The organism is Cognataquiflexum nitidum, assembly GCF_022538055.1.
In the GTDB taxonomy this organism is placed as follows: Bacteria; Bacteroidota; Bacteroidia; order Cytophagales; family Cyclobacteriaceae; genus Cognataquiflexum; species Cognataquiflexum nitidum.
Genome location: NZ_JAKZAM010000029.1, coordinates 23,902 through 47,753 on the forward strand (window position 1 = coordinate 23,902; position 23,852 = coordinate 47,753).

The 23,852-nt window shown below is 41.5% G+C and carries 22 protein-coding genes; 5 read left to right on the forward strand and 17 right to left on the reverse strand.

Features of this window, described 5'->3' with window-relative positions; all coding sequences use genetic code 11:
- Position 1: 1 nt before the first annotated feature.
- The 10 genes from MMU07_RS17275 to MMU07_RS17320 form a co-directional block, all read right to left on the reverse strand.
- The gene (locus MMU07_RS17275) at positions 2–1,171 is read right to left on the reverse strand and encodes a glycosyltransferase family 4 protein (protein WP_241127717.1); all 1,170 of its coding nucleotides are present in this window, start codon (positions 1,169–1,171) and stop codon (positions 2–4) included.
- 65 nt (positions 1,172–1,236) lie between these two features.
- Positions 1,237–2,301 (reverse strand): glycosyltransferase family 61 protein, encoded by a 1,065-nt coding sequence (locus tag MMU07_RS17280; protein ID WP_241127719.1) that lies wholly within the window; start codon positions 2,299–2,301, stop codon positions 1,237–1,239.
- A 6-nt stretch (positions 2,302–2,307) separates the two neighbouring features.
- Positions 2,308–3,915 carry an FkbM family methyltransferase gene (locus MMU07_RS17285; RefSeq protein ID WP_241127720.1) on the reverse strand — a complete coding sequence of 536 codons (1,608 nt, stop codon included), beginning with the start codon at positions 3,913–3,915 and terminating at the stop codon, positions 2,308–2,310.
- Complete coding sequence (locus MMU07_RS17290; RefSeq protein WP_241127722.1) at positions 3,912–4,847, reverse strand: glycosyltransferase family 2 protein; 936 nt, start codon at positions 4,845–4,847, stop codon at positions 3,912–3,914. The genes MMU07_RS17285 and MMU07_RS17290 overlap by 4 nt, the downstream gene beginning before the upstream one ends.
- Position 4,848: 1 nt before the next feature.
- Positions 4,849–5,625 (reverse strand): glycosyltransferase family 2 protein, encoded by a 777-nt coding sequence (locus tag MMU07_RS17295; RefSeq protein ID WP_241127724.1) that lies wholly within the window; start codon positions 5,623–5,625, stop codon positions 4,849–4,851.
- The gene (locus tag MMU07_RS17300) at positions 5,618–6,631 is read right to left on the reverse strand and encodes a glycosyltransferase family 2 protein (protein WP_241127726.1); all 1,014 of its coding nucleotides are present in this window, start codon (positions 6,629–6,631) and stop codon (positions 5,618–5,620) included. The genes MMU07_RS17295 and MMU07_RS17300 overlap by 8 nt, the downstream gene beginning before the upstream one ends.
- A 13-nt stretch (positions 6,632–6,644) precedes the next feature.
- Positions 6,645–7,442 carry a glycosyltransferase family protein gene (locus MMU07_RS17305; protein ID WP_241127728.1) on the reverse strand — a complete coding sequence of 266 codons (798 nt, stop codon included), beginning with the start codon at positions 7,440–7,442 and terminating at the stop codon, positions 6,645–6,647.
- Positions 7,439–8,146, reverse strand: a complete 708-nt coding sequence (locus tag MMU07_RS17310; RefSeq protein WP_241127730.1) for an FkbM family methyltransferase — start codon at positions 8,144–8,146, stop codon at positions 7,439–7,441. The genes MMU07_RS17305 and MMU07_RS17310 overlap by 4 nt, the downstream gene beginning before the upstream one ends.
- A 40-nt stretch (positions 8,147–8,186) precedes the next feature.
- Positions 8,187–9,473: an ABC transporter ATP-binding protein gene (locus MMU07_RS17315; RefSeq protein ID WP_241127731.1), complete on the reverse strand. Its 1,287-nt coding sequence runs from the start codon at positions 9,471–9,473 to the stop codon at positions 8,187–8,189.
- A 28-nt stretch (positions 9,474–9,501) separates the two neighbouring features.
- Positions 9,502–10,371 carry an ABC transporter permease gene (locus MMU07_RS17320; protein WP_241127733.1) on the reverse strand — a complete coding sequence of 290 codons (870 nt, stop codon included), beginning with the start codon at positions 10,369–10,371 and terminating at the stop codon, positions 9,502–9,504.
- A gap of 736 nt (positions 10,372–11,107) precedes the next feature.
- Between MMU07_RS17320 and MMU07_RS17325 the strand changes: the two genes are divergently transcribed.
- On the forward strand, positions 11,108–11,254 hold the full coding sequence (locus MMU07_RS17325) for a hypothetical protein (RefSeq protein ID WP_241127735.1): 147 nt from the start codon (positions 11,108–11,110) through the stop codon (positions 11,252–11,254).
- 369 nt (positions 11,255–11,623) lie between these two features.
- Here MMU07_RS17325 and MMU07_RS17330 read toward each other — a convergent pair whose 3' ends face one another.
- Together MMU07_RS17330 and MMU07_RS17335 are read right to left on the reverse strand one after the other, a co-directional pair.
- Positions 11,624–12,838, reverse strand: coding sequence for an ATP-binding protein (locus MMU07_RS17330; protein WP_241127736.1), 1,215 nt, complete (start codon positions 12,836–12,838; stop codon positions 11,624–11,626).
- Between the two features lie 296 nt (positions 12,839–13,134).
- Complete coding sequence (locus MMU07_RS17335; RefSeq protein WP_241127738.1) at positions 13,135–14,085, reverse strand: UDP-glucuronic acid decarboxylase family protein; 951 nt, start codon at positions 14,083–14,085, stop codon at positions 13,135–13,137.
- A gap of 265 nt (positions 14,086–14,350) precedes the next feature.
- Here MMU07_RS17335 and MMU07_RS17340 point away from each other — a divergent pair, with 265 nt between their 5' ends.
- On the forward strand, positions 14,351–14,593 hold the full coding sequence (locus MMU07_RS17340) for a hypothetical protein (protein ID WP_241127740.1): 243 nt from the start codon (positions 14,351–14,353) through the stop codon (positions 14,591–14,593).
- 171 nt (positions 14,594–14,764) lie between these two features.
- On the opposite strand, the gene MMU07_RS17345 is transcribed toward MMU07_RS17340, so the two are convergent.
- Together MMU07_RS17345 and gmd are read right to left on the reverse strand one after the other, a co-directional pair.
- Positions 14,765–15,151, reverse strand: coding sequence for a four helix bundle protein (locus tag MMU07_RS17345; RefSeq protein ID WP_241127742.1), 387 nt, complete (start codon positions 15,149–15,151; stop codon positions 14,765–14,767).
- A 792-nt stretch (positions 15,152–15,943) separates the two neighbouring features.
- The gene (gene gmd, locus MMU07_RS17350; protein ID WP_241127743.1) at positions 15,944–17,173 is read right to left on the reverse strand and encodes a GDP-mannose 4,6-dehydratase; all 1,230 of its coding nucleotides are present in this window, start codon (positions 17,171–17,173) and stop codon (positions 15,944–15,946) included.
- A gap of 713 nt (positions 17,174–17,886) precedes the next feature.
- Between gmd and MMU07_RS17355 the strand changes: the two genes are divergently transcribed.
- On the forward strand, positions 17,887–18,108 hold the full coding sequence (locus MMU07_RS17355; RefSeq protein WP_241127745.1) for a hypothetical protein: 222 nt from the start codon (positions 17,887–17,889) through the stop codon (positions 18,106–18,108).
- Positions 18,109–18,204: 96 nt separating this feature from the next.
- On the opposite strand, the gene MMU07_RS17360 is transcribed toward MMU07_RS17355, so the two are convergent.
- Positions 18,205–19,203 (reverse strand): GDP-L-fucose synthase family protein, encoded by a 999-nt coding sequence (locus MMU07_RS17360; protein ID WP_336246204.1) that lies wholly within the window; start codon positions 19,201–19,203, stop codon positions 18,205–18,207.
- A gap of 251 nt (positions 19,204–19,454) precedes the next feature.
- Here MMU07_RS17360 and MMU07_RS17365 point away from each other — a divergent pair, with 251 nt between their 5' ends.
- Together MMU07_RS17365 and MMU07_RS17370 are read left to right on the forward strand one after the other, a co-directional pair.
- A complete protein-coding gene (locus tag MMU07_RS17365; protein ID WP_241127747.1) occupies positions 19,455–19,877 on the forward strand; it encodes a hypothetical protein in 423 nt (140 codons plus the stop codon).
- A gap of 252 nt (positions 19,878–20,129) precedes the next feature.
- Complete coding sequence (locus MMU07_RS17370; protein WP_241127749.1) at positions 20,130–20,330, forward strand: hypothetical protein; 201 nt, start codon at positions 20,130–20,132, stop codon at positions 20,328–20,330.
- 7 nt (positions 20,331–20,337) lie between these two features.
- Here MMU07_RS17370 and MMU07_RS17375 read toward each other — a convergent pair whose 3' ends face one another.
- Together MMU07_RS17375 and MMU07_RS17380 are read right to left on the reverse strand one after the other, a co-directional pair.
- Complete coding sequence (locus MMU07_RS17375) at positions 20,338–21,333, reverse strand: mannose-1-phosphate guanylyltransferase (protein WP_241127751.1); 996 nt, start codon at positions 21,331–21,333, stop codon at positions 20,338–20,340.
- A gap of 58 nt (positions 21,334–21,391) precedes the next feature.
- Complete coding sequence (locus tag MMU07_RS17380) at positions 21,392–23,848, reverse strand: GumC family protein (protein WP_241127754.1); 2,457 nt, start codon at positions 23,846–23,848, stop codon at positions 21,392–21,394.
- Positions 23,849–23,852: the final 4 nt, after the last annotated feature.

A 23,852-nucleotide genomic window follows, 5' to 3' on the forward strand; every position in this document is an offset into this window, starting at 1 on the left:
TTTAATGCTTGGCCAAAGATTGATACAAATCGAGAATACGCTGTTCCACTTCGGGTTGCGAATTAGATACCCATTGCCTGGCCGCATCAGCTATTCTCAGGCTCTCAGCATCTACAGCAATCAGTTGTTTCACGGCCCGAACAATGTCTGCCGGGCGAATGGGATCGAACAAATACCCGGTTTTACCATCTGCAATTATTTCAGGGATGCCTCCCCTGCTGGCCGCTGCCACAGCGGCGCCGGCAGCCATGGCCTCGAGTACCACCGTGGGATAATTTTCCCAGAGGCTGGGCGCCACACACACTCTGCTATTTCCCATCAATGCCTTTACCTCCTGCCTGTTAAGGGCGCCAGTGAATGCAACCCTATCAATGACATCTTTGAGTTCTGCTGCCATCCATGCTCGCATCGAGGGTATGATTTCCGAAACGACTTCATCCCGACCGGCAAACACGATCCGGAAATCGGGATGCTGCTTTAAAATTACTTTTAAAGCCTCAGTAAGCGTGAACATGCCTTTTAACACAGTGAGCTTTCCCACAAAACAAATCAGTTTTTCACGACCTTCAATCGGAAAATGAAACAGATCCGCATCGGCATGGAAAGGATTGGGAACAATTTTGATCTCTTTGTTTAACTGCCAATAACGGCGCAGGTAATCTCCAAGGGCTTTAGACGGAGACACCAATTGATCTGCCAAGAGGCAGATTTTATATTCCGGATCAGCTGCCCTGTTTTTGTCTGTTTTAGACCAGTAGCCGAGATCCAGTCTGCCTCTCCTAAGTGCCCCCATTACAAATCTCAGTTTTGTAAGAAAGGGCTGATGGGTATTGGAAACTTTAGTAATTACAACGCCTGGAGTATGCAGCCTCACCATCAGTGGAATCTCAGGATAATCTTCTTTAATACCCAGCGCACAGGCGCCCACTTCGGGACTTTCAATAATATCAACCCGTTCGGTCTTTATATAGGTATGAAAAAAATCACGGACAGCTTCCCTGAAATCTTTCAAAGTTGGAGCGTGGAAGACATAATTTATACAATATCCTGTATCCTCATATTTCACAGAGCCTTCCTTCAAGGTAGCAGAAAAAACCGTTACACTATGACCAGCCTTACTCAATAGTTTGGCTTGATGATACATGTAAGAACCAATACCTCCGGTATTCATGTGAGTGGGAAACTCGTAACTGACTAAGAGAATGTTCAAATTCTATTAAACTATTTCAAGTATTATTAGCACGCCAAAAGATCAACAAGTATACGTTCAAATTCGGCTACATCTACACTAAAACTGGATATACCCTGAGGACTATTTTTAAGTTCAGAGCCTGATATAGCTGCATAACGTATACCTAAAACAGATGACATCCAATAATAATGCGCAGAAACAAAATTCTTAGGAAACACCTCAAGCAACTTTACATTGGCATAATCAGAAAAGATAATATTTGTTAATCCAGCACCATGTGGCCCAACAATTATCTCAGACTTTTTGAATAATCGTATTTGTTCAGCTATATTCAACTCAGCAAGGTTGACTATTAAAAATCCTCTTTCATGTAAAACATCCAATAGTTCATTCAAATTATTGATGTGCCTGCTTTCTTCAACGGGTCGATTAACGAAAACTTTTAGCTTCTCAGACGGTCTATAAACATCTATTGTCTGAAATAATTTTCTAGCGAAATTGTAGCTCTCAATGTTATAAGGTTGCACACGAAGGAAATGTAATTTATTGACCCTTAGATATTCCGATTGTGAAACAATTTTCCATTTCAATCGTGCGACTAACTCATTATTTAAGCAATATTGAAACCACTTTGTGTTATACAAACTTTCCCCAATCAAAATTTCTTTATCATCCAGACTCTTGTCATAGATGGACTTAATTATTGGAAGGATATCATTAAAAAAGTGAAAATAATTTAACCCAATGAAATTATCAAAAAGTACCGCCTCATAACTAAACAATAGTTGCTTTTTAAAAAATACGGCTAGAAAATATTTTCTGAGTGAAAGTTTTTGCCATTCATAGAATTCACTTTCAGCAATAATAGTTGCAGGAAATTTAATAACGCTAAAAAATCTCGGCTCTACATAAACATTTTTAAAAGTAATATTACATGCGAAGGACTCGAATTTAATGCAGTCCTCCCTTAATTTTTGAACAATTAAATCATCCGCAAAAGCAGAATATTTACCATCAAATAATGAAACATTATCAATGTTTTGAACCAAGCCTATAGTTTTAGCAGACACTTTACGCCAAAAATTAGATGGCTGTACACCTTTCATCATTAATAATTACTTTAAAATGGCAACGGTATCCCATCCATGAACAAATAAATCGTATTTACATATAAGCTTTTTAACCAATTCTCTGTAATCATTATTGCGTAGATGATGATGCTCAAATATTATCACTTTGGGATTAAAGTAGTCAAGATCAATTGATTGAATGATTTTATGATCATAACCTTCAGCATCAACTAACAAAAGATCCAGTTTTTTAATGTGGTATTTATTGATCAAATCATGAAAACTAAGGCAGGGGACTTCAATTTCTTTTATAATCGTTTCGAACTCAGGATGCATATAGGCGTGCTTCATTAAAGTTGCACGATCAAAAGATCCTAGCTGATCTATTTTGTATTCACTAAAGTCATGAAAAAGACTTTTACCCTTACTATCATATTCGGCGATAGAATAAAACTTCATTACACCGGATTTCTCAGAAATAGCACAATTTTCAAAAGCTAAACCATCTACTCCATCATAATTAAACTTTAGTCTTTCATAAACATATGGAACTGGTTCCACGAGAATCCCTTGCCAATTATACTTGAGAATAAAGACCCGTAGTTTATCATTTGTAACACCATCATTTGCTCCAATCTGGATAAAGCTAAACCTGTCAGCACTTAGTTTATGAAACAAATCATCCAGCTGTATCTTTCTTTGAGGCTTCCAAGTTTTCTCAATTGCAGATTTTGCCATGCGAATTGGCAATGATAAATTCCATATGATTACCCTAATTTTTTTCGTTGCCTTAAAGAAAAGCGAACTTAACTTATTAATTATTCTCTCACCATGAAGTATCATTGGGTTTGTGATCATCTTTTTAACCTGCAGCTGCGTCCAAATATTCCAGTCGTGATCAAACGATATATTATGCTTATTCACTAGATACTCGAAACTCTGAGCCATTCTTTCCTGGTTATACCGCTCTAATACAGTTGATTTATCAATTTTGCTTTTTTGATACTTATGATCATGAATAAGCTGAATACTTCCGAGCCTGTAACATTTTAGGGAAGCCTCCTTGTTCTTGAGCAAAACCCTGATTGCTAACTCAAAATCCTCAAAAGCAAATAAATTCTCATCATATAAACCATGCTTTTCATATACTGATCTTGAGACAATAGCGGCTCCGGCAGGAAAGTTATTTATAACAATATCTGATGTAATCACACCATAAACTTTCTGATTTCTAATTTGCATTTGAAAATAATCAGCGAAGGCATTTTCGTGCTTATTAAATAATTGGGGTAAGAAAACTTCAGCAGATGGAAACTCTTTCAATTCAAGCAGAAAATTAGAATACCATTGATTTTCATCACTAACAAGAATGTCATTGTCAACAGAAAAAAGCCAAGGTTGGGTGGTATGACTTATGAGGTAATTTCTACCACCTGCAGGACCAAGATTTGAGCCTGCATTCAATAAATGGACCTTACTGTTACCCTCAAAAGATTTTCTAAGCCTCCTCTCCTGAACTGGGTCTGAACCATTGTTGAGAACGTAAATATCTTGGCCGGAGGGCAGGAAACTATTGATACAGCTGATAGTCTGATCAACTTTATTATAAAACAAAATCAAGATCGCGATCTGATCACTTAATTGTTGATTCATAAACTTGATATTTGATATCGAATAAGTCTGTATATATTTTTTAAGATTCCGCCACCCAATACTTGGTTGTTTCTTTTGGCAAAAAAGAAAAGATTTTTATTCAGAAAGCTAAGTTTATAACTACGGTATTCAAAAAACAAATGTTCAGTAATCGTTTTCATCAATTCTGCTTTGGAAACCAGTTTTTCTATTTTTTTTAAAAGTTGTTTGTCTGCAAACAGTAAATCAAAAAAGCGGTATTTGGCTTCAAATTTTTGTTGTGTATAATCTTGTGTATTGGCCGAAATATTCAAATTGCTCTGCCTTAATAAAACCCTACCTGCAGGTAAGGTAACGATATCATCCTCCTGCGACAATTGAATCCATAACCAGTCATCACTACCCCATGCCAGTGGAAGAGAAGTAAAACAACCCACTGAATTATACTTTTTTCTCGAGAAAATATATTCAGCTACCGAACTGCTGCGTTTAAACCGAAGTTTATTCAATAAAAATGCTGCGTTGCTTTCCAGTGGCGGGCAGGTTGTTGTGTTAAACAACAACTCTCCCTTTGTATTAATATGTGAAGTTTGGAAACGGTAGAGCTTACGATGCTCGCTATCTGCCAGAGCAGTTTGCAAAAAAACGGCAACACATTCCAGCGTTGCTACATCATCATCAGGTAACAGCCAGATCCAGGGCTCCCCCTTGACCATGTCAATACAACGTTTCCAGTGCCGGGTTAGGTCCTTACCACCTTCGTTTATATCAAAACGCTTATAAGTAATAGATAAACGGTGTTGAAAAGGAGTAACGATATCAGCAATAGCTTCCGGGCTGGCATCATCACCAATATATACATGAAAATCTTGTACCTGTTGCTCTGCCAGTGATTGAAGTGTTGCAGCAAGAAATGTTGCCTTGTAGGCGGGTATAACAATGGCAAGCTGCATGTTAATACTTCAGGTTACGTTCTTTGCCCAGCAATTCAGCCGTCCAGGAACTGGAACTACCTGCATGTTGCATATAATACAATTCCTCCTCGGGCAGCTGGCCGGGATTTACGTACCAGCTCAAATGCCTGGCACGGTACAAGCCGCCTGTACGAAGCGCCTTTAATTCGGAGCCCCCCATACTGCCCGGGCGGTACAGGGCAAAAGTGGTATCTATCGGCGCAGCATAAACATTCGCTTCAACCGGTTCGCTCCAGAATTTCGATTCCCATGCTTGCACTTTTGCTTTTAAGGGGTAGTAATCAGACAAATCGTCAATTGTTAAGCCAAATCCAACTTTTTCAACTTGTGAATATTTCTGAAGCAGTGTATAAAAAAAATATACTGCATCAACAGGGCATTCCTCTATCGGGATGATGTCCGGATCAGTATAGATATAATAATCGTTTCTGAACCGTTGGAACAAAATCGTTTTCCATAACGCCATAAAACCAACATTCCGGTTCAGCAAAAAAACAGTGTATGGGGTTTGGCGGTAGTAAGCAAGCAATGGTGGGTAAGTAGATGCGTTATCAATAATATAAATATGCCGCATCCCCGCCCGTTCAAGCCACGCTACCTGCTGTTGCAGACAATCTAGCCGGTTAAAATTATTAATAATAACAGGAATGTCCTGTACTGTTGCGGTTGTAATCGGTTTGCGTTTACGAAGCTTGCTCTCAACCCTGAATAGGAGGTTATCAAACAAACCCATGGATGCACTGATCTGCTTAACCATGCTGTTTCCCTTTATTGATTTTGCGTATCCATTCAATCAGCGGATCAGGCAATAAAAGTTTTGCCCCCAGTTTCAAATGTTCCAGCCGCTGTTCCTGTTGTGCTTGCATACGGTAATAACGCAACCCTTTTCGTGCAACTTCGTAATAGCGATCTTTATATAACAGGAACTTATATTTTTCTGCAAAGATGTTCTCCAGCGCTTCTTTTTCAAGAAAAGTATAATCCCAGTAACCGGGCACATACCGCTCGATGTACTGATCGTTTTCAAGGTAACCGATGATTGCCGGCATTAACTGCAGTTGTTTAGCAAGGAACAAATGAATACTGAGAAACTCTTTGTAAAATTCAAAAAAACCTTCACCCACACTCTTCGATGTTTCGTGCAAACGAAAATGGGCAAGAAGAGCATCTGTATAGCCAACAGCCTGTAAACTATACTTGCTTAAAAACCGGAACCATAATTCACCATCAAAAACATAACGCAGGCTTTCATTTACGCCACCCAGTGAGCGAATCACATCCATCCCGTAAAAAGAACCAGGCTGGTTCATTTCTACATTTAGAATCGTTGCTGCTACCGTTTGTTTAAAACCCATTCTGTAGGTATGGCTGGTTGCCCTGGTTTGGTTATAGAAACAATGGGTATAACCACACATGATTTTCTTTGAAGGATCTTTTGAAAATGCTGCAGCGATTTCTTTTAAAGCACCGGGCTCTAGGTAATCATCACTATTGATCCAGTTAAAAATCATACCGGTGGCTACAGCCAATCCTTTATTGATGGCATGAGCTTGACCACGGTCTGGTTCACTCACCCAATAGGCAATTCTGTCTTCGTATTTTTTTATAATGGAGACTGTTTCGTCTGTACTGCCTCCATCAATCACAATTAATTCTATATTATCGTAATCCTGGTCTATGATAGACAGTATGGTTTGTTCTATGTATTGCCCCTGATTAAAGGATGGGGTTATGATTGATATTTTTGGGCGAATTTTATTCAACTTATAAGAAAAATCAAGAGCCTAATTTTTCTTTCTGAATTCTTAATAATCCAACCGCAATACTCGTTTGGTAGTATGCCCAAAACACAGAAAGGAATAAACCGATCCAACCATCTTTATATCCTTTTTTGTGAATGAAACTTTCTTTAAAAGCATTCCAAGGCATTAGAAAGGCTTTTTTAATGCCCATTCTTTTACCTGTATTAAATTGGTCACGCGCTTCATTCTTCAAATAACGTTGGTGCTTTTTAATAAAAACCTTGTAACTGTTCATCCAATAATGATGTAAAATATTTGTTCTCGCTTTATTGTATGAAATTTCAAATGTTTGATATCCTTCTTTAACTTTTCGTCCGTAATGGGTGATAGGTAAAAAAATAAATCGCTTCTTATGAACAAGAAGATATTTTTTGTTAGCACCTCCCCAAACTGTTCCTTTAAGGGTTCGCTTTTTAAAATAAAACTGCCAAGGAACCAATATTGCACCCACTTTTCTTTGATTATTCAATTGTGTAAACAATGAAATGATGTTTGCCGCAAGTGTGATGTCCACAACTTCATCAGGATCAATGAAAATTACCCAATCATATTTGGTAGTATGAATGACTTCAGATTGAATATATTCGCCAGAAGGAGCAATAGGTCGTTTAATTATCTTGGAGGCAAAACGTTTTGCAGTTTCAATAGAATTGTCTGAAGATCCAAGGTCGATATAAATAATTTCTTCGCAAAATGAAATGGAATCAAGGCATTTTTGAAGGAATATGTCTTCATTGTAGCCAACAACCATGGCTGAAATAGCTAATTTCATTTATTTTTTTTATTTCTTACAAATAACACATTGCCTCCATAAGACCCTTTTGGTATGGCTTCAACAATAAGTTTAAATCCATTTTTTCTAAAAAAACTTTTAAATTCCTTATAACTTTTGATACCCTCATAAGATTCATGTTTACTAACTTCCGTATGTATTACCTGTACGCTATTGAATATTTCTTTTGATGCCGTTAACATTTTTTGTTCAAAACCTTGCATATCTAGCCAAAGCATATCCACTTTTGAAACATTATTCTCTTTAGCCCAGGTATCTATTTTGTTGCACTTCACTGTTATAACTTCCTTAAAAAAAACATCCGGATGATCTGTTAAATGTGTTTTTGGTTTTAGCAATGAACTTGAACCATCAGACGCCCCACTACTTATATACATTTCGGCTACTCCGTCATAATCACTTAATGCAAGATTAAAACAAGTAATATTTGGATATTTTTTGGTATTATTAATTAAGTGCTCATACACTTCAGGAACAGGCTCAAATGCATAAATAGTACTTCCAGGATATTTTGCAAATTCTATTGAATCTGAACCAATATGTGCTCCACAATCAATAATTATGGGGTTCGGAGATAATAAATTTAAAATAAATCCTTTATCAATAAAGATGTCACTAACTCTATCGCTTCCTACGTTTCGGAAAACATACTTAATTATTATATCCTTTAATTTACTAATCATTGATGAATTAAATTTTAAATCATTAAAATTAAAACGGTATTTAAATTTCTATTACTTCCCATTTTAGAACTGGAAAGAGATTACCAGGATGATTATTTTCATGTAAGACAGCATGGAATTCTGTTAACGTCGTATCCATTTTTACATTAAATTCTGCGACATATTCATCGGTAGTCACTAAGTTTTTTACACAATGAATCGAGAATTGGGGCTTTACTGAGTAAGTACCCTCATTTAATAAATTACCTGGAACTACGCAGGTAAGTGAAAATTTACCCACATCAAATGAAGATATGTTTCCCGCATCTACCTGCTGACTACGGAATGCAATTTCATTATTTCTTATGAGATCGAATCCAACTTTTACATACTTATGAGGCTGCTTAACTTCAATTTTAAATTTAATAAATACATCCTCTGAGGTCAAAAAATTTGTGCGCTGAAACTGATCAGAATCAAGAATATATACACTATCAAGATAAATAGCATTATCTCTGTCAAACTTGTTCACCCATTGAGAGTCCAAACGCTTGCTAATCCTTTTTTCATACTCATTGATCGTAGAGTTTATTGACCCTTCGGAAACAACTTCTCCATTAATCAACAACAACCCTTTTGTGCAAAGTGATTTTAAACTTGACAGATTATGGCTCACAAACAAAACTGTCCTTCCCTCTTTAGTACTAACATCCTTCATCTTCCCCAAGGCTTTTTTCTGGAATTCAATGTCCCCTACTGCCAGCACTTCATCTACTATCAAAATTTCGGGTTCCAAGTGTGCAGCCACTCCAAAGGCTAGGCGTACATACATACCGGAAGAATAACGTTTTACAGGCGTGTCAATGTAACGCTCCACGCCTGCAAAGTCCACGATCTCATCAAACTTACTTTTTATTTCGTGCCGTGTCATTCCCAGGATGGCGCCATTGAGAAAAATATTCTCCCTACCGCTTAATTCCGGGTGAAAGCCTGTACCCACTTCCAATAAACTAGCTACACGTCCTTTAATTTTAATCTTGCCCGTGGTAGGCGTGGTAGTTCGGCTCAGAATTTTAAGAAGGGTGCTTTTGCCCGCGCCATTGCGGCCAATAATGCCAAGGACCTCGCCTTGCTTTACTTCAAAATTAATATCCTTTAAGGCCCACACATATTCGCTGCTTCCTTTTACCGTACGGTCGTTTGCCTCCCCGATTTTTAAATAAGGATCTTCCTTTCCCCGCATCCTATACCATGTTCTGTTCAGGTCGTGCGCCAGCGAACCGGTGCCCACAGTACCCAGCCGGTATTGTTTTGAGATGTTTTCTACTTTGATTACTATATCACTCATTCTGAATTTTAAACTTTAAAATTTTCAATTAAACAGTGTCCATAAATGTTCTTTCCACCTTGCTGAAAATCAACATTCCCAAAAATAATACGATTACTATAAAACCTCCGCTAAACAATAAGCCTGCAGTATCCACCGTACCTCTTCCAAACAAAGCAAACCGGAAAGCCTCTACTATTGGGGTCAAAGGATTCCAGGCTATCCATGCAGCGTAGCTTTTCCCTTTTAAGAAGGACAAGGGGTAAACAACGGGTGAGGCATACATCAGTAACTGCACCGCAAAACTAATCAGAACATTAAAATCGCGGTACTTGGTGGTGAGGGAACTGATAATGATGCCCAGACCCAAACCAAGTCCCGCCATCATCAGCACCAGCAAAGGAAGGAGGAGCCAAGTGGAAGCAAAATGAAAATGCCCTGTTTGATAACCATACCACGCCATCACTGCGAGAAGCAATAAAAACTGGATTCCGAATTTGACGATATTGCTCATCACTGTACTGAGCGGTATCACGAGGCGGGGGAAATATACCTTGCCGAATATACCTGCATTGGCTACAAAAGTATTGCTGGTGGCGGTAAGGCAACTGCTGAAGTAATTCCAGATAGCAATGCCACTCATATAGAAAGGGATAGCTTCAATGCCGTCCGTCGGGATATTCGCTATTTTACCAAATACCAATAGAAACATGACGGTGGTAAAAATCGGTTGAATAAAATGCCAGAGCGGACCTAGGATTGTTTGCTTGTACTGTGCGGTGAAATCTCGCTTAACAAACAACCAAAGTAAATCACGATAGCGCCAAACTTCTTTTAAGTTAAGATCGAGCAACTTCCCCCGAGGCTCAATAATTTGATCCCATTGGTCGTCCTCTATTATAGTGTCTGTAGTATTCATGTTTTACTCTAAAAGAAATAATAGTTTTTGTTTGGTGTTGTTGAGCCTTTTGATGGTAGCTGTGTTTTGTTCAGGGTTCGGGGTTCCCTGTACTTTAGGAGTGAACAGGAACTTGGAACATAGTACTTTGAACAGTTTTTGGAACAGAGTACGAAATGGTTCAGGGTTCGGGCCTGCGGCGTTCGGGGTTCAGGGTGAGGCTTATATCCTGTTGAACAAGGAACTTTGAACATTTTTTGAACCTAGTACAAGGTTGTTCGGAGTTCTAGCCTGCGGCGTTCGGGGTTTCCTGTACTTTAGGAGTGAACAGGAACTTGGAACATTTTTCAGAACATAGTACAAGATTGTTCGGGGCCTGCCCTGAGCGTAGTCGAGGGGTTCGGGGTTCGGCTTCGGGGTTTCTTACTTTTTTTTGAACTTTGAACAGTTTTCGAACCTAGTACAGATTTGTTCGGGGCCTGCCCTGAGCGTAGTCGAAGGGTTCGGGGTTCTAGCCTGCGGCGTTCGGGGTTCCCTGTACTTTAGGAGTCGATAGGAACTTTGAACAGTTTTTAGAACATGGTACAAGTTTGTTCAGGGTACTAGCCTGCGGCGTTCGGGGTTCCCTGTACATTAGGAGTGAACAGGAACTTGGAACATAGTACTTTGAACAGTTTTTGGAACAGAGTACGAAATGGTTCAGGGTTCGGGCCTGCGGCGTTCGGGGTTCAGGGTGAGGCTTATATCCTGTTGAACTATGAACTTTGAACAGTTTTTGGAACAGGGTACGGATTTGTACGGAGTTCTGGCCTGCGGCGTTCGGGGTTTCCTGTACTTTAGGAGTGAACAGGAACTTGGAACATTTTTTGGAACAGAGTACAAGATTGTTCGGGGCCTGCCCTGAGCGTAGTCGAAGGGTTCGGAGTTCTAGCCTGCGGCGTTCGGGGTTTCCTGTACTTTAGGAGTGAACAGGAACTTTGAACATGGAACCTTGAACAGTTTTTGGAACAGGGTACGGATTTGTTCGGAGTTCTGGCCTGCGGCGTTCGGGGTTACCTATACTTTAGGAGTGAAGAGGAACCTTGAACATTTTTTGAACCTAGTACGGATTTGTACGGGGCCTGCCCTGAGCGTAGTCGAAGGGTTCGGAGTTCTAGCCTGCGGCGTACGGGCCTGCGGGCCTGCCCTGAGCGTAGTCGAAGGGTTCGGGGTACGGAGAATCGTTGAGGCGAGGTGGAACTTGGAACATTTTCCCACTCAATTAGTTTGTTTGCTATAAATTTTCTTTCATTAGGAATTCTGTAATGTATAGATGCCGTACTCCTTCTATAGAGTCTTTCCAAAATTCATCCATAGTGATGACATATTTGGGAAATTGGTCGTCAATCGACAATAAATTTCCAAATTCTCTTTTTACTGTTTGCTCATTTTCCAATTTATATGCTACTTGGACATAAATTTTACTACCCTTTATTTCAGCTACAAAATCTACTTCATTGCCACCAATTTTTCCAACAAAAACGTTGTATCCTCTTCTTTTCAATTCTAAAAAAACGATGTTTTCCAAAATCCCTCCAATCATTCTGTCTCGATTTCCCATCGTTGCATAAATCAAAGAGATATCGCTAACATAAAACTTTTCTTGCGTCTTAAGTATTTCCTTTCCTTTCAAATCATAGCGAGGTACTCGATACAAAATAAAAGCCCCTACCAATGCATTGAGGTAATTATAAACAGTATTGAGGTCGATTTTACGCTGTTGACTCTTGAAGTAGTCGGCTACGTTTTTACCTGAAAAGGTATTACCAATATTGTCTAAAGCATATCTAATAACCCGCTCCAACAATTCTACATCTCTAATCTTGTAGCGTTGTATGGTATCTCTTAAAATAACAGAAGAGTAAATATCATAAATCACTTTATAGGCCGATTCATCCGGATAATCACCGGTGTGAATAACCGGAAAACCACCTTTTCGCAAATAGGTCAAAAAAAGATTTCCGTTATTTTCTGAATCAGAAAAATAATATTTTCTAAAATCCAGAAATTCTCGGTATGACAAGGTGTAGACCGGTATTTCAACATACCTACCTGCTAAATAAGTTGCCAATTCCGAAGACAACAAATGAGAATTAGAGCCGGTAAGATAAATATCTACTTCAAAATCAACTAAAAATGAGTTAACTGCTTTTTCCCAGTTTTTTACTTCTTGGATTTCGTCTAAGAGCAAATAATACTTCTGTTTTGTTTTAATTTGATTACTGATAAATTGATGCAGCTTAGGAGCTTCTAGAATATCGGCATACATGAAGCTTTCGAAATTAATAGAAACAATCTGTTCTATCGGTACACCTCTTCGCAAAAGTTCTTCTTGTATCAATTGTAATACTGTAGATTTACCAGAGCGTCTGATGCCTGTAATAATCTTTATTTGAACTTTACCAATAAAAGGTTTTAATGCTTCGATGTAGCTTGAACGTAAAATCATTTTTATAGGATTACAACCATAATAATATGAATTTTAATTCAATATTTATGGTTATGACCATAATAATTCGATTTAAAAAGCTGCTGAAAACGTAAATTGTGCAAATAAAAGATTTTTTACTGTGCAGATTTAAGGGTTGTTGGCTTTTTTGTGAAGTGTTTTGACAATTTTTCTGTACTATCACAGACATCGTAGGGCTTTCTACATATCCCGCGCCTATGCAACAGCTATTTTTTTATGGATTTCATCTCAAAAATTTTGCCTGATCAGTGATTACTTATTCATTTTATTTAATCTCAAACCTTATGATCTGATTGAAGTAAATTGTCAAAATAAGCAATCGTACTTATCAATCCTGTCCTTAAATCTACTTTAGGTTCCCAATCCAGTTCTTTTTTTGCCAGGTCAATGACGGGTTTGCGCTGCATCGGATCGTCTTGCGGTAATGGCAGGAATATCAATTTGCTGGAGCTGCCGGTGATTTCTATGATCAGTTCAGCCAACTCCAGCATGGTAAATTCTACCGGATTGCCGATGTTGACCGGACCGGTAAAGTCAGGACGGGAGTTCATCAAGCGATACATTCCCTCGATATTGTCATCGACATAGCAGAAGCTGCGTGTCTGTTGGCCGTTACCATAGATGGTGATATCCTCTCCCTTCAGTGCCTGCACGATAAAGTTAGAAACTACCCTCCCATCCTGTGGATGCATGCGTGGGCCATAGGTATTGAAAATTCGCATGACCTTGATTTCTATCCCGTGCTGACGGTGGAAATCAAAAAAGAGCGTCTCGGCGCAGCGCTTTCCCTCATCATAGCAAGCTCTGATGCCGGTAGTGCTGACGCTTCCTTTGTAGGATTCGGGCTGTGGGTGGACCTCGGGGTCTCCATAGACTTCCGAGGTACTTGCCTGTAGGATACGGATTTTTAAGCGTTTTGCAAGGCCGAGCATGTTGATGGCTCCAAGCACCGAGGTCTTGGTAGTCTGTACCGGATCGAACTGGTAATGTACCGGACTGGCGGGACAGGCAAGGTTATATACCTCATCGACTTCTACATACAAGGGCCAGGTGATGTCATGTCGTAGGAATTCGAAGTTATTGTTGTCAAGCAAATGATGGATGTTGGACTTTCTACCGGTAAATAAATTGTCTACACAAAGGACTTCATTTCCTTCCTTTAGGAGTCTTTCACATAGGTGGGAACCCAAAAATCCGGATCCTCCTGTTACTAAAATTCGTTTCATAGGTTTGGGGTAGGGGTACTGATTTGGGGATTTTGAGTTTTTTTTGAACTTGGAACGCTTTTCAAACTTGGTACAAATTTGTTCGGGGCCTGCCCTGAGCGTAGTCGAAGGGTTCGGGGTTCTAGCCTGCGGCGTTCGGGGTTCGGAGTGAGGCTTATATCCTGTTGAACTATGAACCTTGAACATTTTTTAGAACAGAGTACGAAATGGTTCGGGGTTCTGGCCTGCGGCGTTCGGGGTTCGGCTTTGGGGTTTCTTACTTTTTTTGAACTTTGAACGCCTTTCAGGTAGCGGTGCTTTTGTTCGGGGTTCAGGGTTCGGGGTTCAGGCCTGCGGCGTTCGGGGTTTCCTGTACTTTAGGAGTGAACAGGAACTTGGAACATGGTACTTTGAACATTTTTTAGAACAGAGTACGGATTTGTACGGAGTTCTAGCCTGCGGCGTTCGGGGATACCTGTACTTTAGGAGTGATCAGGAACTTGGAACATGGAACCTTGAACAGTTTTGAACCTAGTACGGAGTTGTTCGGAGTTCTAGCCTGCGGCGTACGTGCCTGCGGCGTTCGGGGTTCGGAGTGAGGCTTATATCCTGTTGAACTATGAACCCTGAACAGTTTTTAGAACAGAGCACAAGATTGTTCGGGGTTCGGGGTGAGGTTCGGGTGCAGTTTGAACCGTTCTTAAGTGAATTTATTACCCTTTTTTTCGGAGTTTTTGATGAAGATCATCAGGGATTTGATTTTTTTTCTGATACTATCAGTTCTTATCAGGACATCCTCTAATTCATCTTGAGTTATAAATCCAGCATCAAGTGCCCTGTAAGCCTGTGACCTGGTTTCGGCGTTGGATCCTTTTGCTATTGACAAGAATTGAATAAATTCTCTGTTTCCTTCCCTGTCAAACCCTTCTGCAATGTTATCCATTACGGAACCTGATGAACTATTGATCTGAGATGCAAATCTAAAGTCCTTTGCAAATTCTTTTTTCCTGGTTAATTCTCTTATTATCAAACAAAGGCTTTTGGATTCTTTCCAAATGTCCAGGTCTTCAAATTTGCTTATCCCCATTTTGCTTACAAGATTAAAACTGCAAGCCCAATTTAAGGAGTTAGTAATTACACAGTGAATTTTAAACGTTTAAAATCGGATAAAAGAGGTGTAGGCACGTGCCTGCGGCGTTCGGAGTTTCCTGTACTTTAGGAGTGAAGAGGAACTTGGAACAAGGAACTTTGAACAGTTTTTGGAACAGGGTACGGATTTGTACGGAGTTCTAGCCTGCGGCGTACGTGCCTTCGGCGTTCGGGGTTCCCTGTACTTTAGGAGTGAACAGGAACTTGGAACATTTTTCGAACATGGTACAAATTTGTTCGGAGTTCTAGCCTGCGGCGTTCGGGGTACGAAGAATCGTTGAGGCGAGGTGGAACCTGGAACAATGAACTTGGAACAGTTTTTGGAACAGGGTACGGATTTGTACGGAGTTCTAGCCTGCGGCGTTCGGGGTTCGGCTTCGGGGTTTCTTACTTTTTTTGAACTTTGAACGCCTTTAGATTGGCAATTGCTTTTGTTCGGGGTTCAGGGTTCGGAGTACGGGGTGAGGTTCGAGTGCAGTTGGAACTTGGAACAATGAACTTTGAACATTTTTCGAACGGAGTACAAGATTGTTCGGAGTTCTAGCCTGCGGCGTACGTGCCTGCGGCGTTCGGGGTTCGGTGAATCGTTGAGGCGAGGTGGAACCTGGAACTATGAACCTTGACCATTTTTTTGGAACAGGGTACGGATTTGTTCGGAGTTCTAGCCTGCGGCGTTCGGGGTTCGGCTTCGGGGTTCAGCTTCGCGGTTGCGTGAACAGCCGAAGCGGAATCAATCTGCCTGATTTATAACATCGTGGCCATTGGCAAGGAGGTCCCGCTCTTTTTGGAACAGCTTAAGGTCTGACTGCATCATGTCTTCGACCAGCTGCGGCAGGGAATATTCAGGATACCATCCAAGCTTTGAATTGGATTTGGAAGGGTCCCCGATTAGGAGGTCAACCTCTGTCGGGCGAAAATACCGTGGGTCGATTTTGATGAGGGTATCACCGATTTTGGGTGGATGGGGTTCTGTTCTTGAAGAACGAAAGGTACCACATTTGACATTGAAGGTCGAACAGATTGCCTCAAAGTTGATTCCGGTTGATTTTGCATAGAGTTCCTCATCGATATCAGCCAAAATCCCGATTTCGTCCACACCTGATCCTTCCCAATGGATCGTGAATCCAACATGTGAAAAGGCCATGTTGATAAAATCCCGAACTTTGGTGGTGATGCCTGTCGCAATGACGTAATCTTCGGGACGTTCTTGCTGAAGGATCATCCACATGGCTTTGACATAGTCCTTGGCATGACCCCAATCCCGCCTTGCATCGAGGTTGCCCATGTAAAAATCCTTTTGAAGACCCAAAGCTATTTTGGAGATTGCTCGGGTGATTTTTCGGGTGACAAAGGTTTCACCACGGGATGGTGATTCATGGTTGAAGAGAATCCCATTACAAGCATACATGTTGTAAGCCTCTCTGTAATTGACCGTAATCCAATATGCATACATTTTGGCTACGGCATAGGGAGATCGGGGATAGAATGGAGTGGATTCCGACTGAGGTGTTGCCTGCACGAGACCATACAGCTCGGAGGTAGATGCCTGGTAGATTCTGGTTTTCTTTTCCAAACCTACAATCCGTACAGCCTCCAATATTCGGAGTGTACCTATTCCATCCGCATTGGCAGTATATTCAGGAATATCGAAGGAGACCTTCACATGGGACATAGCCGCAAGATTATAAATTTCATCCGGTTTGGTTTCCGAAATGATCTTGGTCAGATTCATGGAATCCGTCATGTCTCCATAATGGAGGATAAAGCGAGGATTGTCTACGTGGGGATCTTGGTATATATGGTCTATCCTATCAGAGTTGATCAGTGAGGTTCTTCGCTTGATACCATGGACGATATAGCCTTTATCTAATAGAAGTTCAGCTAGATAGGCACCATCCTGACCGGTAATTCCGGTGATGAGGGCAATTTTTGGGCGGGAATTTTGTTTGGTTGTAATCATACTTAGGGCTAAGCGTTTGGGGTTTAAGCAATAAAAACTGTTGGATGAAATGATTTGGGTTCATTGTTATTTTGCTTAATGTTTAGAGTCTTTAGCGTATTTTGAGAAGGAGAAAAAATTAAAAATTGTGGTTTGTTTGTTATGGGGTATTTATTCGGGGCCCACCATGAGCGTAGTCGAAGGGTTCGGGTTTCGTGCCTACGGCGTTAGGGATAAGGCTTCGGGGATTCTTACTTTTTTTGAACTTGGAACGGGGTTCGGGGTTCAGCTTCGGGGAATCTTACTTTTTTTGAACTTGGAACGGGGTTCGGGGTTCAGGCGATTTTGTTCAGGGTTCTAGCCTGCGGCGTACCTGCCTGCGGCGTTCGGGGTTCGGAGAATCGTTGAGGCGAGGTGGAACCTGGAACAATGAACCTTGAACATTTTTTGAACCTAGTACAAAATTGTTCGGGGTTCTGGCCTGCGGCGTACGTGCCTTCGGCGTTCGGGGTTCCCTGTACTTTAGGAGTGAACAGGAACTTGGAACAAGGAACTTTGAACATTTTTGAACCTAGTACAGATTTGTTCAGGGTTCTTACCAACGGCGTTCGGGGTTCCCTGTACTTTAGGAGTGAACAGGAACTTGGAACAAGGAACTTTGAACATTTTTGAACCTAGTACAGATTTGTTCAGGGTTCTTACCAACGGCGTTCGGGGTTCCCTGTACTTTAGGAGTGAACAGGAACTTGGAACAAGGAACTTTGAACATTTTTGAACCTAGTACAGATTTGTTCAGGGTTCTGGCCTACGGCGTTCGGGGTTCCCTGTACTTTAGGAGTGAACAGGAACTTGGAACATGGTACTTTGAACAGTTTTTAGAACAGAGTACAAAATTGTTCGGAGTTCTAGCCTGCGGCGTACCTGCCTGCGGCGTTCGGGGTTCGGAGAATCGTTGAGGCGAGGTGGAACCTGGAACAATGAACCTTGAACATTTTTTGAACCTAGTACAAAATTGTTCGGGGTTCTAGCCTGCGGGGTTCGGCGTTCGGGGTTCAGGGTTGAGTAATTTTCACTTCTTTAATTGCCCCTTCCTGAGCTAAAAACCACTGATAGGTTTTTCTGATTCCGTCTTCGAGGGAAGTTTTGGCTTTCCATCCGGCATCTGTCATTTTGGAGACATCGAGGAGTTTGCGAGGGGTGCCATCAGGTTTGGTGGAATCCCAATGGATCTCTCCTGTATGGCCGACAATTTTTTGGATAAGTACAGATAGTTCCTGAATGGTCAAATCCTCCCCTGTGCCTACATTGTAAAGGCTGCCCGGTAACCTGTTTTCCAAGGCAAATACAACTGCCTCTGCCAAGTCTTCCACATAAAGGAACTCTCTCTTTGGGGTACCTGAGCCCCATAGTTCGACAGGCTCACTACAAGGTAGTTCGACAGGCTCAATGTTTTCTTTATTATTAGATTTGACTTTGGCATCATGAAACTTCCTGATCAGTGCGGGAAGAACGTGGGAAGTGTTCAAATCAAAGTTGTCGTGTGGACCATATAGGTTGGTCGGCATCAGTGAGATAAAATCCTTTCCAAATTGGTGTTTTATGGCTTCGCAGGCTTTTACTCCGGTGATTTTGGCTATTGCGTACCACTCATTTGTAGGTTCTAGTGGTCCTGTCAACAGGTATTCTTCTTTTAATGGCTGTGGGGCAAGTTTGGGATAGATGCAGGAGGATCCAAGGAAGATGAATTTCTGTACATCTATTTTGAGGGAAGCATCTATCAGGTTGTTTTGAATCTGCATGTTATCCATCAGAAACTGATAGGGATAGTTATTATTTGCCAATATTCCTCCTACCCTTGCAGCTGCGTCGATGACAACATCCGGAAATTCGGTATGAAAAAAATTCATTACTTCTTCCTGATTTCTAAGGTCGAGTTCAGCAGAGGTTCTTCCTATCAGATTGGAGTATCCTTTGGCCTCCAAGGCTCTCCAAATAGCCGATCCTACCATGCCACGATGGCCTGCTATGTATATTCGGGAATTGGTTTTGATATTCAAGGGGGAGGGGTTTGGGTTCGGGGTTCGGCTTCGGGGTTCGGTGCCTGCCCTGAGCGTAGTCGAAGGGTTCAGGGTTCTAGCCTGCGGCGTTCGGGGTTCGGGGTGAGGCTTATATCCAGTTGAACATCGAACCTTGAACATTTTTTGAACCTAGTACGGATTTGTACGGAGTTCTAGCCTGCGGCGTACCTGCCTGCGGCGTTCGGGGTTCGGTGAATCGTTGAGGCGAGGTGGAACCTGGAACTATGAGCCTTGAACAGTTTTTAGAACAGGGTACGGATTTGTACGGAGTTCTAGCCTGCGGCGTACGTGCCTGCGGCGTTCGGGGTTCGGTGAATCGTTGTGGCGAGGTGGAACCTGGAACTATGAACCTTGAACAGTTTTTAGAACGGAGTACAAGATTGTTCGGAGTTCTAGCCTGCGGCGTTCGGGGTTCCCTGTACTTTAGGAGTGAACAGGAACTTGGAACATGGTACTTTGAACATTTTTTAGAACAGAGTACAAGATTGTTCGGAGTTCTAGCCTGCGGCGTACCTGCCTGCGGCGTTCGGGGTTCCCTGTACTTTAGGAGTGAACAGGAACTTGGAACATGGTACTTTGAACAGTTTTTAGAACAGGGTACAGATTTGTTCGGGGTTCTAGCCTGCGGCGTTCGGGGTTCAGGGTGAGGCTTATATACTGTTGAACATCGAACTTTGAACAGTTTTTAGAACGGAGTACAAGATTTGTTCGGAGTTCTAGCCTGCGGCGTTCGGGGTTCGGGGGTGAGGCTTATATCCTGTTGAACATCGAACCTTGAACATTTTTTGAACCTAGTACAGATTTGTTCGGAGTTCTAGCCTGCGGCGTTCGGGGTTCGGAGTGAGGCTTATATCCTGTTGAACTATGAACCTTGAACATTTTTTGAACCTAGTACAAAATTGTTCGGAGTTCTAGCCTGCGGCGTACCTGCCTGCGGCGTTCGGGGTTCCCTGTACTTTAGGAGTGAACAGGAACTTGGAACATGGTACTTTGAACAGTTTTTAGAACAGAGTACAAGATTGTTCGGAGTTCTAGCCTGCGGCGTACGTGCCTGCGGCGTTCGGGGTGAGGCTTATATCCAGTTGATCAATGAACTTTGAACATTTTTTAAACCAACTCAGGTCTTTCTTTTTCAAGGCGCTCGTACAACTTCTTGACTTCCTGTGCTTTTTCTTTGCGAAGAACCAGGATGGCATCTTTAGTCTGGATCAGTAACGTATTATACAAGCCTGTAAATTCGGTATGGATATCAGTACCTATCACCATATTTCCAAATGAATCTTTAGGATATCCCTGGCTTTCAAAATATTCATAAATAGATTCAAAAGAGCCCATATCTGACCATTGAAATGCGGAAGGAACAACTTTTATCTTCTTGGTTTTTTCCATCACGGCATAATCCACCGATACTGAGGGGATCTGGAGAGACAGTTCTAAATTGAGTTTTCCATCATCCGCACACTCTATCGCCCTCTTAGCACTGTGGAAAAGTTCCGGTTCAAATTCCATGAGCTCGTCAAGGTATACCCCGGCCTGAAAACAAAACATTCCCGAATTCCAAAGGTAGTTTCCTTTTTCGAGGAAAATCTGGGCGGTATGCAAGTCGGGTTTTTCACAGAAGGCGATGACTTCCTCCCCGTTTGATTCAATATACCCATAGCCTGTTTCAGGCTTGGTAGGCCTGAGGCCGAAGGTCACAATATATCCTTCTTTGGCTAGCTGTATGGCCCTGTGAACTGAAGAAGCGTAGGCATGGCCTGAGTCAATCAGTTGGTCTGAAGGGGTTATAAACATGATATCCTCCCTGCTTACCTGAAATGCCGCAAATGCGATGGCCGCAGCGGTATTGCGGGGACAAGCTTCTATAATCTCACCGAAGTTGACAATTCCTCCCGCGTGGAGATCCTGTCGGGAGAGTTCAACATTGTCTTGATTGCCGACAACCAATGTGGCATCACAAAAATCCTTATTCCTCAACACCGTTTTTTGAAAAAGGGTCTGATTTCCAAAAATCGGAAGGTACTGCTTGGGTCTTGCCTTTCGGGAAAGAGGCCAAAGCCTGGAGCCTATACCTCCTGAAAGAATGATATTGACGATACTCAATTTACAGGTTGCTTAAATAAAAGGCCGATTTGATTCTAAACTTAGAAAAAACCAACTCTTAAGGTTTTTTGAACTTGTTTTTGAATTTTTTCCACCAACCGGAGTCGTTTCCTTCCTCGTAATATCCATAGGATTTGCTTCCGTAGCCATAACCGTAGCCATAACCGTAGCCATAGCCGTAGCCATAGCCCCCGGAGGTCTGCACGTCATTGAGTACGGCGTACATTTTTTTAACTCCTCCTTTTTCCACGAGGTTATTCAAAAACTCTATGTTGGATTTTTCTGAATAGTTTAGTCTAAGGATGAAGAAGCTGATATCGGCATATTTGAGCAATTCCTTGGTCTCAGAAACCAAGCCCAAAGGAGGACAGTCCATGATCACTACATCATAAGCTGCAGAAGCTTCCTTCATCATCAGCCCAAACTTCTCCAAGAGTAGGAGTTCTGATGGATTGGGAGGAATAGGTCCTGAGAGCATGACGTCCAAATAGGGATTGGAGGTTTTTTTGACCAAACTTTGCCAGGTAACATTTTCACTTAGAAAGGTACTGACGCCTCGGTCGTTTTTGAGGCCAAAATCCTCAGCTATCTTTGGTTTTCTAAGGTCAAGCCCCAAGAGAAGTACCTTCTTTTCCATCAAGGCAAATACTCCGGCCATATTGATGGAGGCAAAGGTTTTGCCTTCACCTGATATCCTGGAGGTAAAGAGCAAAACTGCTTTTTCCCTTCCCTCATTGAGGTAGGAGATATCCGCTCTTAGACTACGGAAAGCTTCCGTCACACTTGATTTGGGATTGGTAAATACCGGAAATTTATTTTCAGAGGTATTTCTTCCAATCATCCCCACCAATGGCAGCTTGAGTTCATTTTCTATTTCTTTTGGATCTTCAATTTTGACATTGAAAAAGTCTTTGAGTGCGATCAAACCTACCGGAAAAAGAAAACCAAATATGATGCCCATCAGGATATTATTGGATGATCTTGGTGCAATGGGAGCATATTGGGATTCAGCTTTGTCCAAGATGCTGTTGTTTGGGGTAATAGCGGCTTTGGTAATTTCCGCCTCTGCTTTTTTCTGAAGCAAGTAGACATAAATATCTTCATTGATTTTAAACTGTCGGGTGATAGCCAGGAGATTTCTCTCATTTTGAGGAAGAGAAGTCAGCTCCCATTCTACCATTTCGATGTTTCCCTGGAGTTCGGTCAGTTCGGTTTTTGTATTTTTGATGGCTTGCTTGACACTTTCCTGCAGGGATTTTTTGACATTTTGGATCTTAGATGCATTGTCTCTGACAGCGGGTGTATTGGGGGATAAATTGTCATTCAAACGGGATCTTTCTACCTGTAGCTCCATCAGGGATGCTACCAGGGAATTGAAAAAAGGATCTGAGACGTCCATACCCATGGGAATGATCATATCGCCCGAGGTGTGGTTGTTGAGGTAACTTTGGAGGTTTTGGAAATATTTCACATGGATTTCCATCCTTCCTTTCTCTTTTTCGAGCTCTTGGAGTTTTCCGAATATCACTGATCCTTCGCCGGTCAGGTTAAACATCTTGTTTTCTATCCTGAAGTCCTGAAGCATGGTTTCGGACAACCTGAGGGAGTCAGCGATGGCGCTCAATTGTTGGTTGATAAAAAGTACAGTGCTTTCGGAAGCACGGCTTTTTTGTTCCAATTCCCGTTTCAGGTACATTTCCATCAATTTATTGAGGTAGTCTTCCCCCATTTTCTTGATGGGAGTGACAATACTCAAATTCAAAATCGGAGACTGATTTTTCTCTAAGGATACAGCGAGAATTTGTTGAAAAGATCTCGCCAAGGAGGGGGTGTCAATAACTTTAAAGTAGATGACATCACCGGGAAGGCCCTGGGTTTTTTCGATCAGGAAGGAGAAATTTTCAGTAGAAATCTGCTTTCCAAAAGAAAAAACGTTTTTGGAAAGGACTGAGCTTTCATTGCTTGTTTTGGAAATGAATTCATAAAAATCAAAATCCTCAAATCCAGGCTCTCCCAGACTCAAATCAAAGGAATTCTCGTCCAGAATTTCTAATCTGAACATGCTTCCGATCATTTGGGGTTTTTTCCAATCCACTTGGACCCTGACGGGGGTTCCTTCATATACCTGTGAGGTTTTGACAAGACCTTCCATGAAATATTGGACATTCAAATCTAAGGAGTCGACTGTTTCCATTGCAAGTCCCAGAGATTTCAAAATACCTATTTCACCTTCGATGTTGTTTTTACCATTGACAAGTCCTGAGGATCCGATAAAATCCAAACCATAGTCAGGCTTGCTTTCGGACACCAAAATACTGGATTGTACACGGTAGATGGGAGTAGTATAGCGGTTGAAGAGGAATGCAGCCACTGCACCTCCAAACATAAAAAGGAATATAAAAGGCCAATAGCGGAGGTACCTGAACAAGATTGCCTTGAAATCAGTGTCGTTTACCTGATAGCCGGGCGTGGGTATTTGCTGATTGCCGTGAGGTTGGGGATAGTTTGGATTCATCTGA